Below are 22,229 nucleotides of genomic sequence, written 5' to 3' on the forward strand. Positions count from 1 at the left end.
TCACTCCACCGTGACGATCGCGATCTCGTCGCCCGCGGCGGAGGTGTCCTCCCCGGGCGCGACGAACCAGTGCGACACCTCACCGTCGGCGAGATCGTCCTCGACCGAACCGCTGGGCAGCACCGAGAGCGCACCCGCGGTGGCGGCGGCGAGGAACTCGACCACCGCGACCAGCCCACCGGTGGCGGTGGTGAAGGTCGTGGACTCGTAGTCGACGCCGTGCTCGTCGCGCGCCCGCAGCGCGAGATCGAGCGCGGCCACCTGGCTGTAGACCGTGCCGTCGGCGAGCACGAACGCCGGGTTCTCCTCGCCGAGCGGGCGGACCCGGTCGGCATAGGAGACGGGGTGCGCGGGCGCCTCGGCGATGGCCGCGCGGACCGCGTCGGCGGCCGGGTCGATCCATTCCAGCTCCGCGGAGCCGGAGCCGATCCCGTAGCGGGCACCGGCAGCGTCATCCGAGGTCAGGAGCACGGCGGCGCCTGCCTTCTGGACCGCCCAGATCGCGACGACCGACTCCACCGAGCGCGGCAGCGCGACGGCGACCACGTCGTCCGGGCCGATACCGCGGCCGATCAGCACCCGGGCCAGCTGCGAGGAGCGGCGGTCGAGCACGTGGTACGGGAGTTCGTCCTCGCCGCGGAGCAGCGCGGGCGCCTCCGGGTCGGCCTCGACCACCTCGCCGAGCACCTTGGACACCGTGCGCGCGCCGACCCGGTTCACCGGCTCCGGCGCGGCGGCCGCCACCCCGGACTCGGCGAGCAGCCTGCTGCGCTCCTCGGCGTCCAGGATGTCGATATCGCCGACGAGCCCGTGCGGGTCACCGAGCAGCCCCTCCAGCACCCGCATGAGCCGGGCGGCGAGGGTGCGCACCTCGTCGTCGGTGAAGCGGGTGGTGAGGTACTCGAAGACGAACTCGATGGCGGATTCGGCGGTGACCTGCAGCGTCATCGGGTAGTGGGTATTGCTGAGCACGCCGACGCCGTTCACCGACATGCCGTCGATGGAGCTGGCGGCGGCGATGGCCTCGCGGTCGATCGGGTACGACTCGAAGACCAGCAGGGTGTCGAAGAGCGAGCCGGCGCCCGCGGTCCGCTGGATCTCGGCGAGCCCGACGTAGTGGTGGTCGAGCAGGTCGGCCTGCTCGCGCTGCAGCCGCACCAGCTGGTCGGCGATCGGGCCGTGGTCGTCGATCCGCACCCGCACCGGCAGGGTGTTGATGAAGAGCCCGACCATGGACTCGACGCCGGGCAGCTCGGCGGGGCGGCCGGAGACGGTGGCGCCGAAGACCACGTCGGTGCGGCCGGTGAGCCGCCCGAGCAGGATCCCCCACGCCGCCTGGACCAGCGTGTTCACCGTGACGCCGAGGTCGGCGCAGTGCTTGGTGAGCCTGCGGGCCCGCTCCGGGTCGATCGAGGTGATCAGCTTGCCGGTCTCGTACCGCTCCTGGCCGCGGGCGGGCGAGGCCAGCTCGGTGGGTTCGCCCGCGCCGTCCAGCGCCTCGGCCCAGGTGCGCAGCGAGGCGTTCAGGTCGCGCTCGCCCAGCCAGCCGAGGAAGTCCCGGTACGGGGTCACGGCGGGGAGCTGGGAGCGGTTGCCGTGCACCGCGTACAGCACCAGCAGGTCCTGCATGAGCAGCGGCATGGACCAGCCGTCGATCAGCACGTGGTGCGTGGTGATGGAGAGGTGGTACTGCTCGGCGGCGGTGCGGTACAGGGTGAACCGGACCAGCGGCGGGGCCGCCATGTCGAACCGGGTGGCCTGGTCGGCGGCGAGCAGTTCGCGCAGCGCGGCGGCGGGGTCGTCGCGGTCGGTCAGGTCGACCTCGCGCCACGGCACCTCGGCCTGCTCCGGCACCACCTGGACGGCCTGGCCGTCGGAGTCGGTGACGAAGCCGGCCCGCAGGTTCGGGTAGCGGTCCAGGATGCCCTGGGCGGCGGTGTGCAGCCGGTCCGCGTCCACCGTACCGAGCAGGTCGACCATGGCCTGCATGACGTAGATGTCGGTGCCCGCGGTGGTCATCAGGGCGTGGAAGAGCAGCCCGGACTGCAGCGGGGTGAGCGGCCAGACCTCGGCGAGGCCGGGGTAGCCGCGCTCCCACTCCTCCAGGTCGCCCTGGCGCACCCGGACCAGCGGCATGTCGGACGGGGTGAAGCCGCCCGCGCCCGGCGTGCCCGCGTGCTCGGCGAGGCCGGTGAGCGCGGCGGTCCAGAGCTCGGCCAGCTCCGCGAGCCGCTCGGCGGTACCGGTGAAGTCGGTGACCAGCTCGCCACCGGTCACCCGCGCGACCACCTCGACCCCGGCTGTCGCCGAGACCACCGCGGGGAGCGGGTACTCGTCGAAGCCCTCGACCGAGGCACCGGCGAAGCGGAAGGTGATCCCGCCCGGCTCCCCGGCCGCGAAGAGCGCCGAATATCCGTGCACCGGCACCGCGAGCACCTGCTCCTTGACGAGCTTGAGCGCCTGCCCCTCGCCGATCCCGGCGGCGCCGAGGTCGAGGCGCAGCGGGTGCGTGACGGTGAAGTCGCCGACCGTGCGGGTCAGCTCGGCGCCGCGCTCGGCCGCGACCGGGCGCAGGTCGTTCGCGTAGCGCACGGTGGTCGCGGGGTTTCCGGTCCAGCGCGCGGTGGCGAGCGCGAGCGCGGTGAGCAGGGCGTCGGTGGCGACGCCGTGGTACAGCCCGGGGACGACGCGGAGCACCGCGTCGCTCTCGGCCGCCGGGAGCACGGTCCGCACGTGCTGGACACCTGCCGCACCGAAGACATCCACCTCGGCCGGAGGTGCCGCGGTCTCGCGGTCCTGCGCGACCTCGTGCAGCCAGCGCCGCAGCGAGGTGCCCGGCTCCGGCAGCTCCGCGGCCTCGCCCTGGGCCAGCGCCCGTGCGAGGTCGCCGGTGATGATCCGCCAGGAGGCGGGGTCGACCGCGAGCCGGTGCGCGACCAGCAGCAGCACATCCGCGCCGCCGTCGACCGCGAACCGCACCGCGCGGAACACGATTCCGGCGGCCGGGTCGAGCGCCGCCACCTCGGCGGTCAGCGCCTCGGACACCGCGGCGTCGAGCTCGGTCGCGGTGACCCGCTCGTCCCGCAGCACCTCCGCCACCTCGACGGCACCGCGTTCACGCAGCTCCAGCACCGCTTCGGTGCGCCGCAGCCGCAGCGCCTCGTGCCGGTCCAGCAGCGCCGCGAGCGCGGCCGTCAGCTCCTGCTCGCCGGTGCCGCCGGGCAGCCGCAGCGCGACCGCATCGGCGCCGTCCAGCGCGGCGAGCGCGGGCGGCAGCGCGACCTCGCCGATCCCGCCGCCGGCCAGCTCGGCCAGGCGCTGCCGCCCGGTCACCGCACCGGCGACCGCGGCCAGCCCGGCCACGCTGCGCTGGTCGAAGACGTCGCGCACGGAGAAGACCGCGCCGAGCGTCTTGGCCCTGGAGACCAGCTGGATGGAGAGGATGCTGTTGCCGCCGAGCGCGAAGAAGTCGTCGTCCGCGCCGATCTGCTCGGCCCCGAGCACATCGGCGAAGACCCGCGCCACCAGCTTCTCGGCCGGGGTCGACGGGGCGCGGAAGACGGCCTTCTCGAACTCCGGCTCGGGCAGCGCGTTCCGGTCCAGCTTGCCGTTGGCGTTCAGCGGCAGCGCCGCCAGCTCGACGAAGGCGCTCGGCACCATGTACGAGGGCAGCTCACCGGCGAGCGCGTGCGCCAGCTCGCGCTTGTCGAACTCGCCGGACGGCACCACGTAGGCGACCAGCCGGTCGCCGAGGCCGGGATCGGTCCTGGCCAGCACCGCCGCAGCGGCGATCCCGGGCTGCCGGAGCAGCGCGGCCTCGATCTCGCCGAGCTCGATGCGGAAGCCGCGGATCTTCACCTGGAAGTCGGTGCGGCCCCGGTACTCCAGCTCGCCGCCGGCGTTCCAGGCCACCAGGTCGCCGGTGCGGTACATCCGCGCGCCGGGCTCGAAGGGGCTGGCCACGAAGCGATCCGCGGTCAGCTCGGGCCGCGCGAAGTAGCCGCGGGCCAGCTGCGCACCGGCCAGGTACAGCTCGCCGGAGACCCCGACCGGAACCGGCCGCAGCCGGGAATCCAGCACGTAGACCCGGGAGTTCCACTCCGGAACACCGATCGGCACCGAGACGACGTCGCCCGCGGTGACCTCGTGCGCGGTGATCGACACCGCCGCCTCGGTCGGGCCGTACAGGTTGAACAGCCCGGCCGCGCTGCCGCGCCGGAACTTCTGCGCGGTCGCCGCGGGCAGCGCCTCGCCGATGGCGAGCACCCGGCGCAGCGAATCCGGCAGCGCGCCCTCGGTGAGCAGCGCGTCCAGCATGGAGGGCACCACGTGCAGCGTGGTCACCCCGGTCTCGGCCATGAGCGCGTGCAGGTAGGCCGGGTCGCGGTGGCCGTCGACGGTGGCGATGACCAGTTTGCCGCCGGAGGCGGCCGCGGACCAGAACTCCCAGACCGAGAGGTCGAAGGTGGCCGCGGTCTTGAGCAGCACCGCGTCGTCGGGACCGAGGCCGTACTCGGCGGTCTTCCACTGCAGCTGGTTGGCGATGGCGCCGTGCGGCACCGCGACGCCCTTGGGCTGCCCGGTGGAGCCGGAGGTGAAGATGACGTACGCGGTGTTCGCCGGGGTGAGCGCGGCGCGGCGCTCGCCCGGGCGCACCGGCGCGCCGTCCAGCCCGGCCAGATCCAGCTCGTCCAGCACGACGACCTCGGCCGCGGTGCTGGTGAAGCCGTCGCCCGCGGTGGTGAGCACGCAGGTCGGGGCGGCGGTGCCGAGGATGTACTCGACCCGCTCGGCCGGCTGGTCCGGGTCGACCGGCACGTAGGCCGCACCGGCCACCGCGACCGCGTACATGGCGATCACCAGGTCGGCGGAGCGCCGGATGGCGAGCGCCACCCGGTCCTCCGGGCCGACCCCGCGCTCGATCAGGTAGCGCGCCAGCCGGTTCACCCGGACGCCGAGCTCGGCGTAGCTCAGCTCGCCGTCGGGGGCGACCAGCGCGGTGCTCTCGCGCTGCGCCGCGACGGTGGCCTCCAGCAGCGAGACCAGGGTGGCCTCGGTGTCCACCGGGTGCGCGGTGTCGTTCCAGGTGTCGAGGATGCGCTCGCTCTCGTCGGCGGCGAGCAGCTCGATCTCGCCGACGGCGATCGCCGGATCGGCGATCACGGCGTCCAGCACCCGGAGGAACCGGTCGGCGAAGCCCTGCACCGTCGCCTCGTCGAAGAGGTCGGTGGCGTAGCCGAATTCGGTGACGATCTCGGCGGGGGTGCCGTCCTCGGCGTACCGGTCGTAGAGCGTGACGTGCAGGTCGGTCTTGGCCAGCTGGGAGTCGAAGTCGACCGCGCTCACCGTCAGCCCGGGCAGGGTGATGGTGGTCTCGGCCAGGTTCTGGAACGACAGCCCGATCTGGAAGAGCGGGTTGCGGGCGGTGGAGCGCTCCGGGTTGAGCACCTCGACCAGCCGCTCGAAGGGGACGTCGGCATTGGCGAAGGCCTCGAGGTCGCGCTCGCGCACATCGGCGAGCAGCTCGGCGAAGCCCGCGCCGGACCGCACCCTGGTGCGGAAGACCAGGGTGTTGACGAACATGCCGATGAGGTCGTCGAGCTCGCGCTCGCCGCGGCCCGCGATCGGGGTGCCGACCGCGATGTCGTCGGTGCCGGAGAGCCGGGCCAGCAGCACCGCGAGCGCGGCGTGCACGACCATGAAGAGCGAGGACTGGTTGGCCCGCGCCAGCTCGGCGAGCGCCTGGTGCCGCTCGGGGGCGATCTCGAAGCGGATCGCCTTGCCGTGGAAGGACTGCGCGGGCGGCCGCGGGCGGTCCGCGGGCAGCTCGAGCTGGTCGGGGAGGCCGTCGAGGGCGGCCTTCCAGTAGGCGACCTGGCGGGCGGCGAGCGACTCCGGGTCGTCCTCGGCGCCGAGCACCTCGCGCTGCCAGAGCGCGTAGTCGGCGTACTGCACCGGGAGCGGGGTCCAGGACGGCGCCTCGCCGCCGACGCGGGCGATGTAGGCGGCCATGAGGTCGCGGGCCAGCGGGCCCATCGACGCGCCGTCGGCCGCGACGTGGTGCACCACGAAGGCGACCACGTGCTCCGGCACGCCGGAGGCGGCCGCGCCGTCGGTGAGCTCGGCGCCGACCAGGTCGGCGGAGCGGGTGCCGTCGGGGACGGTGTCGTGCGCGCCGGCGTCGGTGATCCGGAACAGCGCCACCTTCAGCGGCACCTCGATGGTGACGTCGAAGGTCGTCATGGCGAAGCGGATGACCGTCGGCACCAGGTCGGCCTCGGTGACGTCGGTGATCGCCAGCGTCGGCGCGGTGCGCCCGGCGGGCAGGATCACCTGCCGCGGCCCGTCGTCGGCGCTCGGGTACGTGGTGCGCAGCACCTCGTGCCTGGCGAAGACGTCGCCGATGGCCTGCTCCAGCGCGCGCACGTCGAGCGCACCGGAGAGCCGCACCGCGAGCGGGATATTGTCCACCGCGGAGGTGGTGGTGTCGAACTGGTTCAGGAACCAGTACCTGGCCTGCGCCGGGGAGAGCGGGATCAGCTCCGGCCGCTCCCCCGCCACCAGCTCGGGGCGGGTCCGGCCGGAGCCGGCCGCGCGCTCCACCCTGGTGGCGAGCGCGGCCACGGTCGACGCCTCGAACAGGTCGCGCACCGCGAGCTGGGTGTCCAGCGCCGCGCCGATCCGGGCGGTCACCTGGGTGGCGAGCAGCGAGTTGCCGCCCAGCTCGAAGAAGTCGTCGTCGACGCCGACCCGGCCGACGCCGAGCACGTCGGCGAAGGTGTTGGCGACGATCTCCTCGATCGGGGTGGAGGGCGCCCGGAACACCTTGGCCTCGAAGACCGGCGCGGGCAGCGCCCTGCGGTCCAGCTTGCCGGACGGGTTCAGCGGGAAGGCGTCGAGCAGCACGAAGGCGTTCGGCACCATGTAGCCGGGCAGCTCGGCGCCGAGCTCGGCGCGCACCGCCTCGACCTCCACCGTCGCGCCCGCCGCCGGGATCACGTAGGCCACCAGCTGGTCGCCGAGGCGGTCGTCCGAGCGGACCAGGACCACGGACTGCGCGATGCTCGGCAGCGCGGTGAGCGCCGACTCGATCTCGCCCAGCTCGATGCGCAGGCCGCGCAGCTTCACCTGGAAGTCGGTGCGGCCCAGGTACTCCAGCTCGCCGTTCGCGCGCCAGGTGACCAGGTCACCGGTGCGGTACATGCGGGCACCGGGCGCGCCGTACGGGCTCGCCACGAAGCGGTCCGCGGTCAGCTCCGGCCGCGCGACGTAGCCGCGGGCCAGCTGGGCACCGGCCAGGTACAGCTCACCGGGCACCCCGGCCGGGACCGGCCGCAGCCGCGAATCCAACACGTACACCTGGGTATTGAAGACCGGCGCGCCGATCGGAACGGTGACCGTGTCGGCCTCGGTGACCTCGTGGAAGGTCACGTCGACCGCGGCCTCGGTGGGCCCGTACAGGTTGTGCAGCCTGGCGCCGGTCAGCTCGACCAGCCGCTGCGCGGTCGCCGCGGGCAGCGCCTCGCCGGAGGCGAAGACGGCGCGCAGCGCGGTGCACTCGTCGGCCCGCTCCTCGGCCACGAAGACCGACATCATGGAGGGCACGAAGTGCGCGACCGTGACCCGCTCCGCGGTGACGACCCGCACCAGGTAGCCGGGGTCGCGGTGGCCGTCCGGCCGCGCCACCACCAGCCGGGCGCCGAGCTGCAGTGGCCAGAAGAACTCCCACACCGACACGTCGAAGGTGGCGGGGGTCTTCTGCAGCACGGTGTCGGTCTCGTCCAGCCCGTACTCGGCCTGCATCCAGACCAGCCGGTTGACGATGGCGCCGTGCGTGACCGCGACGCCCTTGGGGCGGCCGGTCGAGCCCGAGGTGAAGATGACGTACGCGGCGTTCGACGGCCGCAGCGGCGCACGCCGCTCCGCGTCCGCGATCGGCGCGCCGGAGAGCCCCGCGAGATCGAGGGTGTCGATCGCGACGGTGCGGAAGCCGGTCGCCTCGAAGGCGTCCCGCTCGGTGCTGAGCACCGCGACCGGGCGCGCGGTCTCCAGCACGTAGGCGATGCGGTCGGCCGGGTGGTCCGGGTCGAGCGGCACGTAGGCGCCGCCCGCCGCGCTCACCGCGTACATGCCGATCACCAGCTCGAAGGAGCGGCGCATACCGAGCGCGACCAGCGAATCCGGCCCGACCCCGAGGTCGATGAGGTGCCGCGCCAGCCGGTGCACGCGCTCGGCGAACTCGGCGTAGCTCAGCGTCTCGCCCTCGAAGGTGAGCGCGGGCGCGTCCGGGGTGCGGGCGGCCTGCGCCTCGAACATCGAGACCAGGGTGGCGGCGGCGTCGACCGGGTGCGCGGTGGCGTTCCAGGTCTCCAGCACCTGCGTGCGCTCGGCGGCGTCGAGCAGCTCGATCTCGCCGACCGGGGTGGTGGGCGCGGCCACGGCCGCGGTCAGCAGCCGGACCAGGCGCAGCGCGAAGCCGTTCACGGTGGCCGGGTCGAAGAGATCGGTGGCGTAGGCGAACTCGGCCGCCATCCCCTCGTGCTCACCGGCGCTGGTCAGGTTGAGGTGCAGGTCGAACTTGGCGGTCACCACGTCCAGCGGCACCCCGGTGACCTCCAGCCCCGGCAGCGCGAAGGAGGCGTCGCCGGTGTTCTGGAAGGAGAGCATCACCTGGAAGAGCGGGTGCCTGGCCTGCGAGCGGGCCGGGTTCAGGATCTCCACCAGCCGCTCGAAGGGCAGGTCGGCGTGGCCGAAGGCGGCCAGGTCGGTCTCCCTGGTCCTGGTGAGCAGCGCGGCGAAGGGCTCGGCCGGGTCGACCGCGCTGCGCAGCACGAGGGTGTTCACGAACATGCCGATGGCGTCGTCCAGCGCGGCCTCGCCGCGGCCCGCGACCGCGGTGCCGATGGCGATGTCGTCGCTGTTCGAGAGCCGGGCCAGCAGCGCGGCGAGCGCGGTGTGCACCACCATGAAGAGGCTGGCGCCGTGCGCGCGGGCCATCGAGTTGAGCCCGTGCACGAGGTCGGCGTCGAGCCAGAAGGCGTGCACGCCGCCGCGGTTCGAGGCCACCGCGGGGCGGGAGCGGTCGGCGGGCAGGTCGAGCTGGTCCGGCAGCCCGGCGAGGTTCGCCGACCAGTACCGCACCTGCTGGGCGATGAGCGAGTCCGGCTCGTCCTCGGAGCCGAGCGTCTCGCGCTGCCAGAGCGCGTAGTCGGCGTACTGCACCGGCAGCGGCGCCCAGCCCGGCGCCTCGCCGCGCGAGCGCGCCGCGTAGGCGATCATGACGTCCTTGGCCAGCGGCTGCACCGACCAGCCGTCGCCGGAGATGTGGTGCACCACGAAGACCAGCACGTGGTTCTCCGGCTGCGAGCCGTCCATGGAGCCGGCGATGCGCAGCAGCGCGGCGCGCACCGGCACCGCGGTGGTGACGTCGAAGCCGGTCAGCACGAGTTCGCTGATCCGCTCCTCGATCTCGGTCTCGGCGACGGTGACCGGGGTGAGGTCGATGCCGACCTGGCTCGCCGGCAGCACCACCTGCACGCCGTGGCCGTCCGCGGTCTCCGGGTAGACCGTGCGCAGCACCTCGTGCCGCTCGAGCACGTCGGCGACCGCGCGGCGCAGCGCCTCGGCGTCCAGCGCGCCGGTGAGCCGCACCGCCATCGGGATGTTGTTCACCGCGGTGGCGCTGTCGAAGCGGTTCAGGAACCACATGCGCTGCTGGGCCAGCGAGAGCGGGATGGTCGCCGGGCGCGGTCCGGCTACCAGCTCGCGGCCGCGGCCGCTGCCCGCACCGGCCTCGACCCGGGCGGCCAGCGCGGCCACGGTCGGCGCCTCGAAGAGCGTGCGGACCTGCACCCTGGTGTTCAGCGCGGCACCGAGCCTGGCCACCACCTGGGTCGCGATCAGCGAGTTGCCGCCGAGATCGAAGAAGTCGTCGTCCTGGCCGATCGGCCGGTCGCCGTCCACCTCGATCCCGAGCACCCGGGCGAAGGTGTCGGCCACCAGCTCCTGCACCGGCGTCGAGGGCGCGCGGAACTCCTTGACCTCGAACTCCGGCTCCGGCAGCGCGCGCCGGTCCAGCTTGCCGTTCGGGTTCAGCGGCAGCTCGTCCAGCACCACCAGCGCGGCCGGGACCATGTACGAGGGCAGCCGCGCCGCGACGTGCTCGCGCAGCGCCGCGACATCGATCGGGGCCGAGCCGGGCACCACGTAGCCGACCAGGCGATCACCGAGGCGGTCGTCGGAGCGCACCACCGCGACGGCCTGCGCCACCGCCGGATGCGCGGCCAGCGCGGTCTCGATCTCGCCGAGCTCGATCCGCAGGCCGCGCAGCTTCACCTGGAAGTCGGTGCGGCCCAGGTACTCCAGCTCGCCGCGGTCGGTCCAGGTCACCAGGTCGCCGGTGCGGTACATGCGGGCGCCGCGCGGGCCGAACGGGTCGGCGACGAAGCGGTCCGCGGTGAGGTCGGGCCGCGCGACGTAGCCGCGGGCCAGCTGGGTTCCGGCCAGGTAGAGCTCGCCGGGCACCCCGGCGGGCACCGGCCGCAGCCGCGAATCCAGCACGTAGAGCTGGGTATTGAAGACCGGCGAGCCGATCGGCACGGAGACCGTGTCGGACTCGGTGACCTCGTGGTACGTCACGTCGACCGCGGCCTCGGTCGGCCCGTACAGGTTGTGCAGCCAGGCGCCGGAGGCGCTCAGCAGCCGCTGCGCCACCCCGCCGGGCAGCGCCTCGCCGGAGGCGAAGACATTGCGCAGCCCGGTGTAGGCGGCCGGGTCGGCCTCGTCCACGAAGACGGCGAGCATGGACGGCACGAAGTGCACCGTCGTCACCTGCTCGGCGGCGATCACCTCGGCCAGGTACTGCGGGTCACGGTGCCCGTCGGGCCTGGCGACCACGAGCCGCGCGCCGGTCTGCAGCGGCCAGAAGAACTCCCACACCGAGACGTCGAAGGTGGCGGGGGTCTTCTGCAGGACCACGTCGAAGCGGTCGAGCCCGTACTCCTCCTGCATCCACACCAGGCGGTTCACGATCGCCGCGTGCGAGACCGCGACGCCCTTGGGGCGGCCGGTGGAGCCGGAGGTGAAGATGACGTAGGCGGTGTTCGCCGGGCGCAGCCCGGTGCCGGTCAGCGGCTCCGCCGCGAACGCCGAGAGGTCGAGCGCGTCGATGGCGACGGCGTCGCCCGCGGCGAACCCGTCGCCGGTGGTGGTCAGCGTGAGCACCGGCCGCGCCGTCTCCAGCACGTAGCCGATGCGCTCGGCGGGCTGGTCCGGGTCGAGCGGCACGTAGCCGCCGCCCGCTTCGAGCACCGCGTACATGCCGATCACCAGCTCCAGCGAGCGGCGCATGCCGAGCGCGACCAGGGTGTCCGGGCCGACGCCCGCGGCGGCCAGGTACCCGGCCAGCCGGTGCACCCGCGCCGCGAACTCGGCGTAGCTCAGCGTCTCACCCTCGAAGGTGAGCGCGGGGGCGTCCGGGGTGGCCGCCGCCTGCTCGGCGAACATCGAGACCAGGGTGGCGTCCGGGTCCACCCGGTACTCGGTGTTGTTCCAGGTGCGCAGCACCTGCTCGGTCTCGCGGGCATCGATCAGCGGCAGATCGCCCACCGGACGCTCCGGCTCGGCGGTGAGCGCCTTCAGCAGCCGGGTGAAGCGGCGGCCGAGCGCGGCCACGGTGCGCCGGTCGAAGAGGTCGGTGGCGTAGATGAACTCGGCGGTGATGCCGGAGAGCGGCTCGGCCTTCTCGGTGAGCACCAGCTGCAGGTCGAACTTGGCGACATCCAGCGCCATGTCGACGCCGCTGACGGTGAGGCCCGGCAGCTCCAGGCTGGCTTGCCCGACGTTCTGGAACGAGAGCATGACCTGGAAGAGCGGGTGCCGCGCCTGCGAGCGGGCCGGGTCGATGATCTCGACCAGCCGCTCGAAGGGCAGGTCGGCGTGGCCGAAGGCGGCGATATCGGTGCTGCGCACCTTCGCGAGCAGCTCGGTGAAGGAGGCGCCCGCATCCACCGGCGTGCGCAGCACGAGGGTGTTGACGAACATGCCGATCAGGTCGTCGAGCGCGCGCTCGCCGCGGCCCGCGATCGGCGTGCCGATGGCGATGTCCTCCTCGCGGGCCAGCCGCGCGAGCAGCACCGCCAGCGCGGCGTGCGTGACCATGAAGAGCGTCGCGCCCCGGCCGCGGGCCAGCTCGGCCAGTTTGCCGTGGGTCTCGGCGTCGATCTCGAAGGCGTGGGTGGCGCCGCGGCCGGTCGCCACCGCGGGGCGGGGGCGGTCGGAGGGCAGGTCGAGCTGCTCGGGGAGGCCGCGCAGCGCCTCGGTCCAGTACCCGATCTGCCCCGCGATCACCGACTCCGGGTCGTCCTCGCGGCCCAGCACCGCGCGCTGCCAGAGCGCGAAGTCGGCGTACTGCACGTCCAGCGGGCGCCAGGCGGGCTCGCCGCCGTCGACGCGGGCGCCGTAGGCGGTCATGACGTCGCGGGTGAGCGGGCCCATGGAGAAGCCGTCGGCGGAGATGTGGTGCACCACCAGCGCGAGCACGTGCTCGGTGGGGCTGACCTCGAAGAGCCGGGCCCGGAACGGCACCTCCACGGTGACGTCGAAGGCGGTGCGCACGAAGTCGGCGATCCGCCGGGGCAGCTCGGCCTCGGTGACCTCGGCCGGCGAGAGGTCCGGGATGACCTGGCCGGTCGGGACCACCTGCTGGTAACCGGTGCCGTCCAGCTCCGGGTAGTAGGTGCGCAGCGACTCGTGCCTGGCCAGTACGTCGGCCACGGCGATCTGCAGCGCCTGCCGGTCCAGCAACCCGGAGAGCCGGACCGCGGCCGGGATGTTGTCGACCGAGGACTCGGGGTCGAAGCGGTTCAGGAACCACATGCGCTGCTGCGCCAGCGAGAGCGGCACCCGCTCCGGCCGCGGCTGCGGCACCAGCGCGGCGCGCGACCCCGCGCCCGCGCTGCTCTCGGCGCGGGCGGCGAGCGCGGCCACGGTGGAGGCCTCAAAGAGCTCGCGCACCCCGAGGTCGGTGTCGAGCGCGGCGGCCAGCCGGGCCGCCACCTGGGTGGCGCTCAGCGAGTTGCCGCCGAGCGCGAAGAAGTCGTCGTCCAGCCCGACCCTGGCCACGCCGAGCACGTCGGCGAAGACGTCGGCCACGATCTCCTCGACCGGCGTGGTCGGGGCGCGGAAGACCGCCGCCTCGAAGACCGGCGCGGGCAGCGCCCTGCGGTCCAGCTTGCCGGAGGCATTGAGCGGGAACTCGTCCAGCGCGATGAGCAGCGCCGGGACCATGTAGGCCGGCAGCCGCCTGCCCAGCTCCTCGCGCACCGCCTCGGTGTCGAGCCGCTGCCCGGCGGCCGGGATCACGTACGCCACCAGCTGGTCGCCGGTGTGCTGGTCGCCGCGGACCACCACGACCGCCTGGGCGATCTCGTCCAGCCCGGCCAGCGCCTGCTCGATCTCGCCGAGCTCGATCCGCAGGCCGCGCAGCTTGACCTGGAAGTCGGTGCGGCCCAGGTACTCCAGCTCGCCGTCCGGGGTCCAGGCGACCAGGTCGCCGGTGCGGTACATGCGGGCGCCGTCGGTGCCGAGCGGGTTCGCCACGAAGCGGTCGGCGGTGAGGTCGGGCCGCGCGACGTAGCCGCGGGCCAGCTGGTCGCCGGCCAGGTACAGCTCACCCGCGACCCCGGCCGGCACCGGCCGCAGCCGCGAATCCAGCACGTAGACCTGGGTGTTGAAGACCGGCGCGCCGATCGGGACGGTGACCGTGTCGGCGTCCGTGACCTCGTGGTAGGTGACGTCGACCGCGGCCTCGGTGGGGCCGTAGAGGTTGTGCAGCGCCGCGCCGGTGAGCTCGCGCAGCCGGTGCGCGGGCTTCGGGCCGAGCGCCTCGCCGGAGGCGAAGACCAGCCGCAGCGAGGTGCTCGCGGCCGCGGCGGCGTCGGCCACGAAGACCGCGAGCATGGAGGGCACGAAGTGCGTGACGGTGACCCGCTCGGCCTCGATGACCTCGGCCAGGTACTGCGGGTCGCGGTGGCCGTCCGGCCGCGCCACCACCAGCCGGGCGCCGATCTGCAGCGGCCAGAAAAACTCCCACACCGAGACGTCGAAGGTGGCGGGGGTCTTCTGCAGCACGGTGTCGGCGGCGGTCAGGCCGTACTCGGCCTGCATCCACACCAGCCGGTTCACGATGGCGGCGTGGCTCACCGCGACGCCCTTGGGGCGGCCGGTCGAGCCCGAGGTGAAGATGACGTAGGCGGTATTGCCCGGCCGCAGCGGGGCGCGCCGGTCGATGTCGGTGAGCGGGGTGTCGTCCAGGCCGTCCAGGTCGAGCAGGTCGATCCGCACCTGGGCGGTGTCGATCTCCAGGTCGTCGCCGGAGGTCAGCACGCAGACCGGGTCGGCGGTGGCGAGGATGTACTCGGTGCGCTCGGCCGGGTGGTCCGGGTCGAGCGGCACGTAGGCGCCGCCCGCGACGGTGACGGCGTACATGCCGACCACCAGGTCCAGCGAGCGCCGCATGCCGAGCGCAACGAAGGACTCCGGGCCGACGCCGCGCTCGACCAGCCAGCGGGCCAGCCGGAAGACCCGGCCCGCGAACTCGTCGTAGGACAGGGCTGTCCCCTCGAACACCAGCGCGGGCGCGTCCGGGGCGGCCGCGAGCTGCGCCTGGAAGAGCGCGGGCAGGGTGTGCTCGGGCTCCGCGCCGTACTGCCCGGCCAGCGCGGCCGGGATATCGAAGGCGGTGTCGTTCCAGCCGGTGGTGACCTCGGCGCGCTCGGCGGCGTCCAGCAGCGCGATATCGCCGACGGCCGAATCCGGCTCGGCGGTCATGGTCTCCAGCACCCGGACCAGGCGGTCGGCGATGCGCCGCACGGTGCCCTCGTCGAAGAGGTCGCGCAGGTACCCGGCCCGGATGCGGAGCTTGGCGTCCAGCTGCGCGATCAGGGTGAGCGGGTAGTGGGTGGCGTCCTCGGCCTCCAGCGCGGTGACCGCCATGCCGTCGATATCGGCGGCCTGGGCCTGGATGCCCTCGGCGTCCACCGGGTACGACTCGAAGACCACCAGGGTGTCGAAGAGCCCGGACATCCCGGCGGCGGCCTGGATGTCGGCGAGCCCGACGTAGTGGTGGTCGAGCAGGTCGGCCTGCTCGCCCTGGGTGCGGGTGAGCAGCGCGCGCACCGGCTCGGCCGGGTCGAAGCGGACCCGCACCGGGACCGTGTTGATGAAGAGCCCGACCATCGACTCCACGCCGGTGAGCTGCGCGGGGCGGCCGGAGACGGTGGTGCCGAAGAGCACGTCCTCGCGGCCGGTCATCCGGCCGACGAGCACCGCCCACGCCACCTGGAGCACGGTGTTCGGGGTGACGCCGAGCGTGGCGGCCAGCCCGGTGAGCCGCGCGGTGGCCGCCTCGTCCAGCTCGAAGAGGTACTCGCCGGAGAGCGCGGTGATCTCGCGCCCGGCATCCGCCTTGGCGAGCAGCGTCGGCTCGGTGACGCCGCGCAGCGCATCGGCCCAGACCGCGACCGAGGCGGCCCGATCCTGCCTTCCGACCCACTCCAGGAAGTGCTTGTACGACCGCACCGCGGGCAGCACGCCCTGGTCGGCGTTGACCGCGTAGAGCATGAGCAGGTCCCGCATGAGCAGCGGCATGGACCAGCCGTCGAGCAGGATGTGGTGGTTGGAGACCACGAACTGCCAGCGGTCCGCGGCCACCCGGATCAGGGTGAAGCGGATGAGCGGCGGGGCGGTCAGGTCGAAGCGGCGGGCCCGGTCCTCGGCGATGAGGTCGCCCGGGTCGCCGGTCGCGCTGCGGTCGTGCTCGGCCCACGGGACGCGGACGCTGTTCAGCACCACCTGCACCGGGTTGCCCTCGGCGTCGGTGACATACGCCGTGCGCAGGGTGTCGTAGCGGTCGAGCAGCGCCTGCGCGGCGGCGCGCAGCCGGGTGGAGTCCACCCGGCCGGTGAGGGTGAGCGTGATCTGCGAGGTGTAGACGTCCACCGACCCGGCGGCGAGCCGGGCGTGGAAGAGCAGCCCGGCCTGCAGCGCGGAGAGCGGCCAGACGTCGGCGAGCGCGGGGAAGCGCCGCTCCCAGTTCTCGATATCGGCCTGGGTGCTGCGCACCAGCCCGAAGTCGGCCGGGGTGTGGCCGCCCGCCTCGGCGGACTGCGCGTGCCGCGCGACGGCCTCCAGCGCGGTGACCCACAGCTCGGCGAACTCGCGCACCTCGGCGGCGTCGAGCAGGGTGCTCGGGTAGCCGATGGTGGTGAGCAGGGTGTCCCCGGTGACGATGGCGTTGAGGTCGAGCGGGGCCATGGCGGGCATGTCGGCGTCGTAATCGGCGGCCAGCGCGCCGAGTTCGGGCGCGGGGATCCAGCCGAAGCCGCGCAGCGCCTCGGGCACGTCGGTGTCGGAGACCCGGCCCAGGTAGTTGAAGCTGACCTGGCCGGGCAGCTGCCGCGGCAGGTCGGCGGCGGTGCTGCGGTTCAGGTAGCGCAGCATGCCGTAGCCGATGCCCTTGTCCGGCACCGAGAGCAGCCGCTCCTTGACCGCCTTGAGCGCCCGGCCGAGGGCGGGGCCGCCGGTGAGCGCGGCGTCGATGTCGATACCGGCCAGGTCGAACCGGACCGGGAAGATGGCGGTGAACCAGCCGACCGTGCGGGAGAGGTCGGCGCCGGGCACGATCTCCTCCTCGCGGCCGTGGCCCTCCAGCCGGAGCAGCAGCGAGTCGGCGCGCTCGGCGGTGCGGCGCGCCCGCCACTTGGCGGTGGCCAGCGTGAGCGCGGTGAGCAGGCCGTCGTTGACGCCGCCGTGGAAGAGCGCCGGGACGGTGGTGAGCAGGGTGCGGGTGACCTCGGGCGAGACCCGGACCTGGATCTTCTCGATGACGCCGGAGACGTCGACCGCGGGGTCCATGGGCCGGTCGGTGAGCAGCGGGTCGGGGCCGCCGACGACGCCGCGCCAGAAGTCCAGCTCGGCGACGCGCTCGGGGCTGTTCGCCTGCTGCTCCAGCGCGTGCGCCCAGGAGCGCATGGAGGTCGCCGGGGCGACGAGCTCGGGGGTGCCGCCGGAGGAGAGCTGACCCCAGGCGGTGACCAGGTCCGGCACCAGGATGCGCCAGGTGACGCCGTCCACCACCAGGTGGTGCGCGACCACGACGAGCCTGCCGCCGCGGTTCGCCTCGGAGGGCTCCAGCCAGACGAAGCGGACCACGATGCCCGCGGCCGGGTCGAGCCGGTCCAGCGCGCCGTCGACCGCCGCCGCGGCGATCTCCAGCAGGTCGGCATCGCCGGCGACGACGTCGAATTCGACGCGGTCGATGAGGGCGTCGATATCGACCGAGCCGGGGGCGGAGGTCTCCAGCACCCAGTCCGCGCCCTCGGGGCGCAGCCGGGCCCGCAGCATGTCGTGCCGGTCGACGACCGCGCCGACGGTGGCGGCGATGCCGGCCCGGTCGATGCCGACCGGGAGCTCCAGCGCCAGCAGCTGGTGGAACCGGCCGAAGCCGCCGCTCCGCTCCGCCATGAACCGCACCACCGGGGTGAGCGGCATCCGGCCGACGCCGCCGCCGGGCAGCTCGTCCAGCGCGGGTTGCGCGGTGTTCTCGGCGTCCGCGGTCTCCGCGACCGCGGCCAGCCCGGCCACCGTGCGCTGCTCGAAGACGTGCCGCGGGCTGAACACCACGCCGCGCGCCTTGGCCCGCGAGACCAGCTGGATGGAGACGATGGAGTCGCCGCCGAGCGCGAAGAAGGAGTCGTCCACGCCGACCCGCTCCACGCCGAGCACCTCGGCGAAGACCTCGGCGATGGTGTGCTCGATCGGGGTGCGCGGGGCGCGGAAGGCGACCTCGGTGGCGAAGACCGGCTCCGGCAGCGCCTTCCGGTCCAGCTTGCCGACCGGGGTGAGCGGGATGTGGTCGAGCACCATGATCGAGGAGGGCACCATGTACGCCGGGAGGCTCTCCTCCACGTGCGCGGTCAGCTCCGCCACATCGATCGACTGCCGCTGCGCGGCGACCACATACGCCACCAGCGTGGTGGCGCCGTTCTCGGCCCTGTGGCCCACGGTGACCGCGAAGTCGACGGTGGGGTGCGCGGCCAGCGCGGCGTCGATCTCGCCCAGCTCGATGCGGAAACCGCGCACCTTGACCTGGAAGTCGGAGCGGCCCACGTACTCGACCTCGCCGGTGCGGGTCCACCGCACCACGTCGCCGGTGCGGTACATGCGCGCGCCGTCGACGTAGGGGTTGGCCACGAAGCGCTCGGCGGTGAGTCCCGGGCGGGCGTGGTAGCCGCGCGCCAGCTGGATGCCGGACAGGTAGAGCTCACCCGCGACACCCACCGGAACCGGCCGCAGCCGGGCGTCCAGGATCAGCGACTGCATGCCCTTGGTCGGGCCGCCGATGGTGACCGTCTCACCCGGCACCAGCGCGTCGCTGATGTTCGTCATGATGGTGGTCTCGGTCGGCCCGTAGCCGTTGTGGAAGGCGCGGACGGTGCCGTCCGCCAGCGGGACCGCCCACTTCGCCACCAGCTCCGGCGGACACGCCTCGCCGCCGGCGACCAGCACGCGCAGGGTGTCCAGCCCGCTCGGGTCGAAGGTGGCCAGCGCGGCCGGGGTGATGAAGGCATGGGTCACCCGCTGTGCCCGGATGAGCTCGGAGAGCTCGTCGCCGCCGTAGACCCCGGGCGGCACCACGACCAGCGCGCCGCCGCGGGCCAGCGCCAGCAGCAGCTCCAGGATCGAGGCGTCGAAGGACGGCGAGGCGAAGTGCAGTGCCCGCGAATCGGCGTCGAGCGCGTACCGCTCGGCCTGCTCTGCACCGAAGTTGGCCAGGCCGGAGTGCGTGACCACCACGCCCTTCGGCACACCGGTCGAGCCGGAGGTGTAGATGACGTAGGCCGGGTGCTCCGGGCGCAGCGGCCGCAGCCGCTCGGCATCGGTGAGCGGCGCGCCGTCCCACTCGCTGAGGTCCAGCTCCTCCAGCACCAGCCAGCGCGCCGACTCCGGCAGCCCCGCGCGGACCTCGCGCACGGTGAGCCCGAGCGGCGAACCGGAGTCGGTGACCATGTGCGCGATGCGCTCGGCCGGGTAGTTCGGGTCGACCGGGACGAAGGCGGCGCCGGTCTTGGCGACCGCCCAGGCCGCGAGCACCGAATCCGCGGAGCGCGGAATGCCGACGGCGACCAGGTCCTCGGTGCCGACCCCGGCCGCGATGAGCAGCCGGGCCAGCCGGTTGGAGCGCTCGTCCAGCTCGGCGTAGGTGAGGGTCTCGCCGCGGAACACCACCGCGGGCGCCTCCGGCGCGCCGATGCTGAAGAGCTCCGGCAGCGGGCGCGGGGCGACGGCCGGGGTTCCGGTGCGGGACACCAGGTCCGCGCGCTCCCCGGCGTCGAGCACGTCGATGCCGCCGACGGCGATCGACGGATCGGCGGCGACCGCGGTGAGCACCCGCAGCCAGCGCCGAATGAAGGCAGCCGCGGTGGCCTCGTCGAAGAGCTCGGTGGCGTAGGTGAGGCCGAGCGCGAGCCCGCCCGCGCTGTTCTGCGCGAGGGTGAACTGGAGGTCGAAGCGGGCGACCGCCTCCTCCAGGTCGAGCGCGGAGACCGAGAGCCCGGGCAGCTCCAGCGTGCCGCGGTCCAGGTTCTGGAAGGCCAGCATCACCTGGAAGAGCGGGTTGCGGGCCTGCGAGCGCTCCGGTGCGAGCAGCTCGACCAGCCGCTCGAACGGCACGTCGGCATTGCCGAAGGCATCCAGGTCGGTGCGGCGCACCTTGCCGACCAGCTCGGCGAAGGAATCGCCGGGCTCGATGGCGGTGCGCAGCACCAGGGTGTTGACGAACATGCCGACCAGGTCGTCCAGCGCGGCCTCGCCGCGCCCGGCGATCGGGGTGCCGACCGCGATGTCGTCGGTGCCGGAGAGCCGGGCCAGCAGCACGGCGAGCGCGCTGTGCACGACCATGAAGAGCGAGGCGCCCTTGGCGCGGGCGATCTCCTCCAGCCCGGCGACCAGCTCGGCCGGGATCTCGTCGTGCAGGGTGGCGCCGCGGTGGGAGGCCACCGCGGGGCGCGGGCGGTCCGCGGGCAGCGTGATCTCGTCGGGGATGTCGGAGAGCGCCCGCTGCCAGTACGAGACCTGGCGCGCCATCAGCGATTCCGCGTCGTCCTCGGTGCCGAGCACCGCGCGCTGCCAGAGCGCGAAGTCCGCGTACTGCACCGCGAGCGGCGCCCAGCCGGGATCGCTGCCCTGGGTGCGCGCGGTGTAGGCCACCATGACATCCCTGGTCAGCGGCCCGACCGAGAAGCCGTCGGCGGCGATGTGGTGCACCACGACCACCAGCACGTGCTGATCGTCGGCGACCCGGTAGAGCCGGGTGCGCAGCGGAACCTGCTCGGCCACGTCGAAACCGGTGCTCACGAAGGCGGTGACGGCCTCGACCAGCGCCTCGGGGTCGACGCCGACCGGGGCGAGGTCGAGCGCGACCTCCTCGACCGGGACGATCACCTGGGTCGGGGTGCCGCCGTGCTCGGGGTAGCGGGTGCGCAGCGATTCGTGCCTGCGCACCACGTCGGCCACGGCGAGCCGCAGCGCGTCCACGTCGAGCGCGCCGGTGAGCCGGATGGCGATCGGCAGGTTGTAGGCCGCCGAGGCGGTGTCGTACTTGTTCAGGAACCACATGCGCTGCTGCGCGAACGACAGCGGCACCAGGGCGTCGCCGCGTACCCGCGCGACCAGCGGGGCCCGCTCGGGGCCGCCGGTGTGCGACTCCACCCGGGCCGCGAGCGCCTCGACCGTGGATGCCTCGAAGAGCGTGCGCACCGGCACCGTGGTGCCGAGCGCGGCGCCGATCCGGGCCGCGACCCTGGTGGCGATGAGCGAGTTGCCGCCCAGCTCGAAGAAGTCGTCGTCGACGCCGACCCGCTCCAGGTCGAGCACCTCGGCGAAGACCGCGGCCACGGCCTCCTGCACCGGGGTGACCGGGGCGCGGAAGGCGCGGGCCTGCGCCGCCGGGGCGGGCAGCGCGCGGCGGTCCAGCTTGCCGTTCACGGTGAGCGGGATCCACTCCAGCCGCACCAGCGCGGCGGGCACCATGTACGCGGGCAGCCGCTCGGCGGCGCCGGAGCGCACGGCGTCCAGGTCCGGGGCGCTGCCCGGCTCGGCCACGATGTAGGCCACGATCCGCTGGTCGCCGGGCTGGTCCTCGCGGACCACGACGGCCGCCTGCGCGACGCCGTCCTGCGCCAGCACCGCGGACTCGATCTCGCCGAGCTCGATGCGGAAGCCGCGCACCTTGACCTGGTCGTCGGCGCGCCCCAGGTACTCCAGCTCGCCACTGCGGTTCCAGCGCGCGAGGTCGCCGGAGCGGTACAGCCTGGTGCCGTCCGGCCCGGCCACGAAGCGGGCCGCGGAGAGCTCGGGGCGGCCCAGGTAGCCGCGGGCCAGCTGCTTTCCGGCCACGTACATCTCGCCGGAGACGCCGACCGGGACCGGCCGCAGCCGCTCGTCCAGCACGTGGATGCTCAGCCCGGGGATGGCCCGGCCGACCACCGAACCCGAGGCGGAGGCGATGGTGGCCGCGTCCAGCGGGCGGTAGGAGACGTGCACCGTGGTCTCGGTGATGCCGTACATGTTCACCAGCACCGGCGCGGTGTCGCCGTGCCTGGCGACCCAGTCGCCGAGCCGGCGCAGCTCCAGCGCCTCGCCGCCGAATACCACCGCGCGCAGCGCGAGCGCCGCGGCCGCCGGATCGGCGTTCCGGTCCGCCTCGGCCAGCTGGTAGAAGGCCGAGGGGGTCTGGTTGAGCACGGTGACCCGCTCGTCGCGGAGCAGCTCCAGGAACTGCTCGGGCGAGCGCGAGGTGTAGTAGTCGACCACCACGAGCCTGCCGCCGAAGGCCAGCGGGCCCCACAGCTCCCAGACCGAGAAGTCGAAGGCGAAGGAGTGGAACAGCGTCCACACGTCGTGCGGGCCGAAGCCGAAGTCGGCGTCGGTATTGGCCAGCAGCCGCACCACATTGCCGTGCTGCACCGGGACGCCCTTGGGGCGGCCGGTGGAGCCCGACGTGTAGATGACGTAGGCGATATTGCCCGCGGTCAGCGGGGCGATCCGGTCGGCGTCGGTGACGGGCCCGTCGTCGGCGTCCTCGATATCGCCCGCCTCGACGGCGTAGCCGTCCAGCACCACGCGCGGCAGCCCGGCGGGCAGCTCAACCTGCACGGTGGAGTCCACGA

1 protein-coding gene (running past one end of the window) is annotated in these 22,229 nt (G+C 73.8%); it reads right to left on the minus strand.

Features of this window, described 5'->3' with window-relative positions:
* A protein-coding gene (locus tag AB0H71_RS24985) for a non-ribosomal peptide synthase/polyketide synthase (protein ID WP_357025422.1) crosses the window boundary here: on the minus strand, positions 1–22,229 show its 3' portion. 14,605 nt of this gene lie beyond the right edge of the window; only the last 22,229 of its 36,834 coding nucleotides appear in the window; the start codon falls outside the window, past its right edge; it ends in the stop codon at positions 1–3.

The sequence above is a fragment of the Nocardia sp. NPDC050697 genome (genome assembly GCF_040654395.1).
Classification (GTDB): Bacteria; Actinomycetota; Actinomycetes; order Mycobacteriales; family Mycobacteriaceae; genus Nocardia.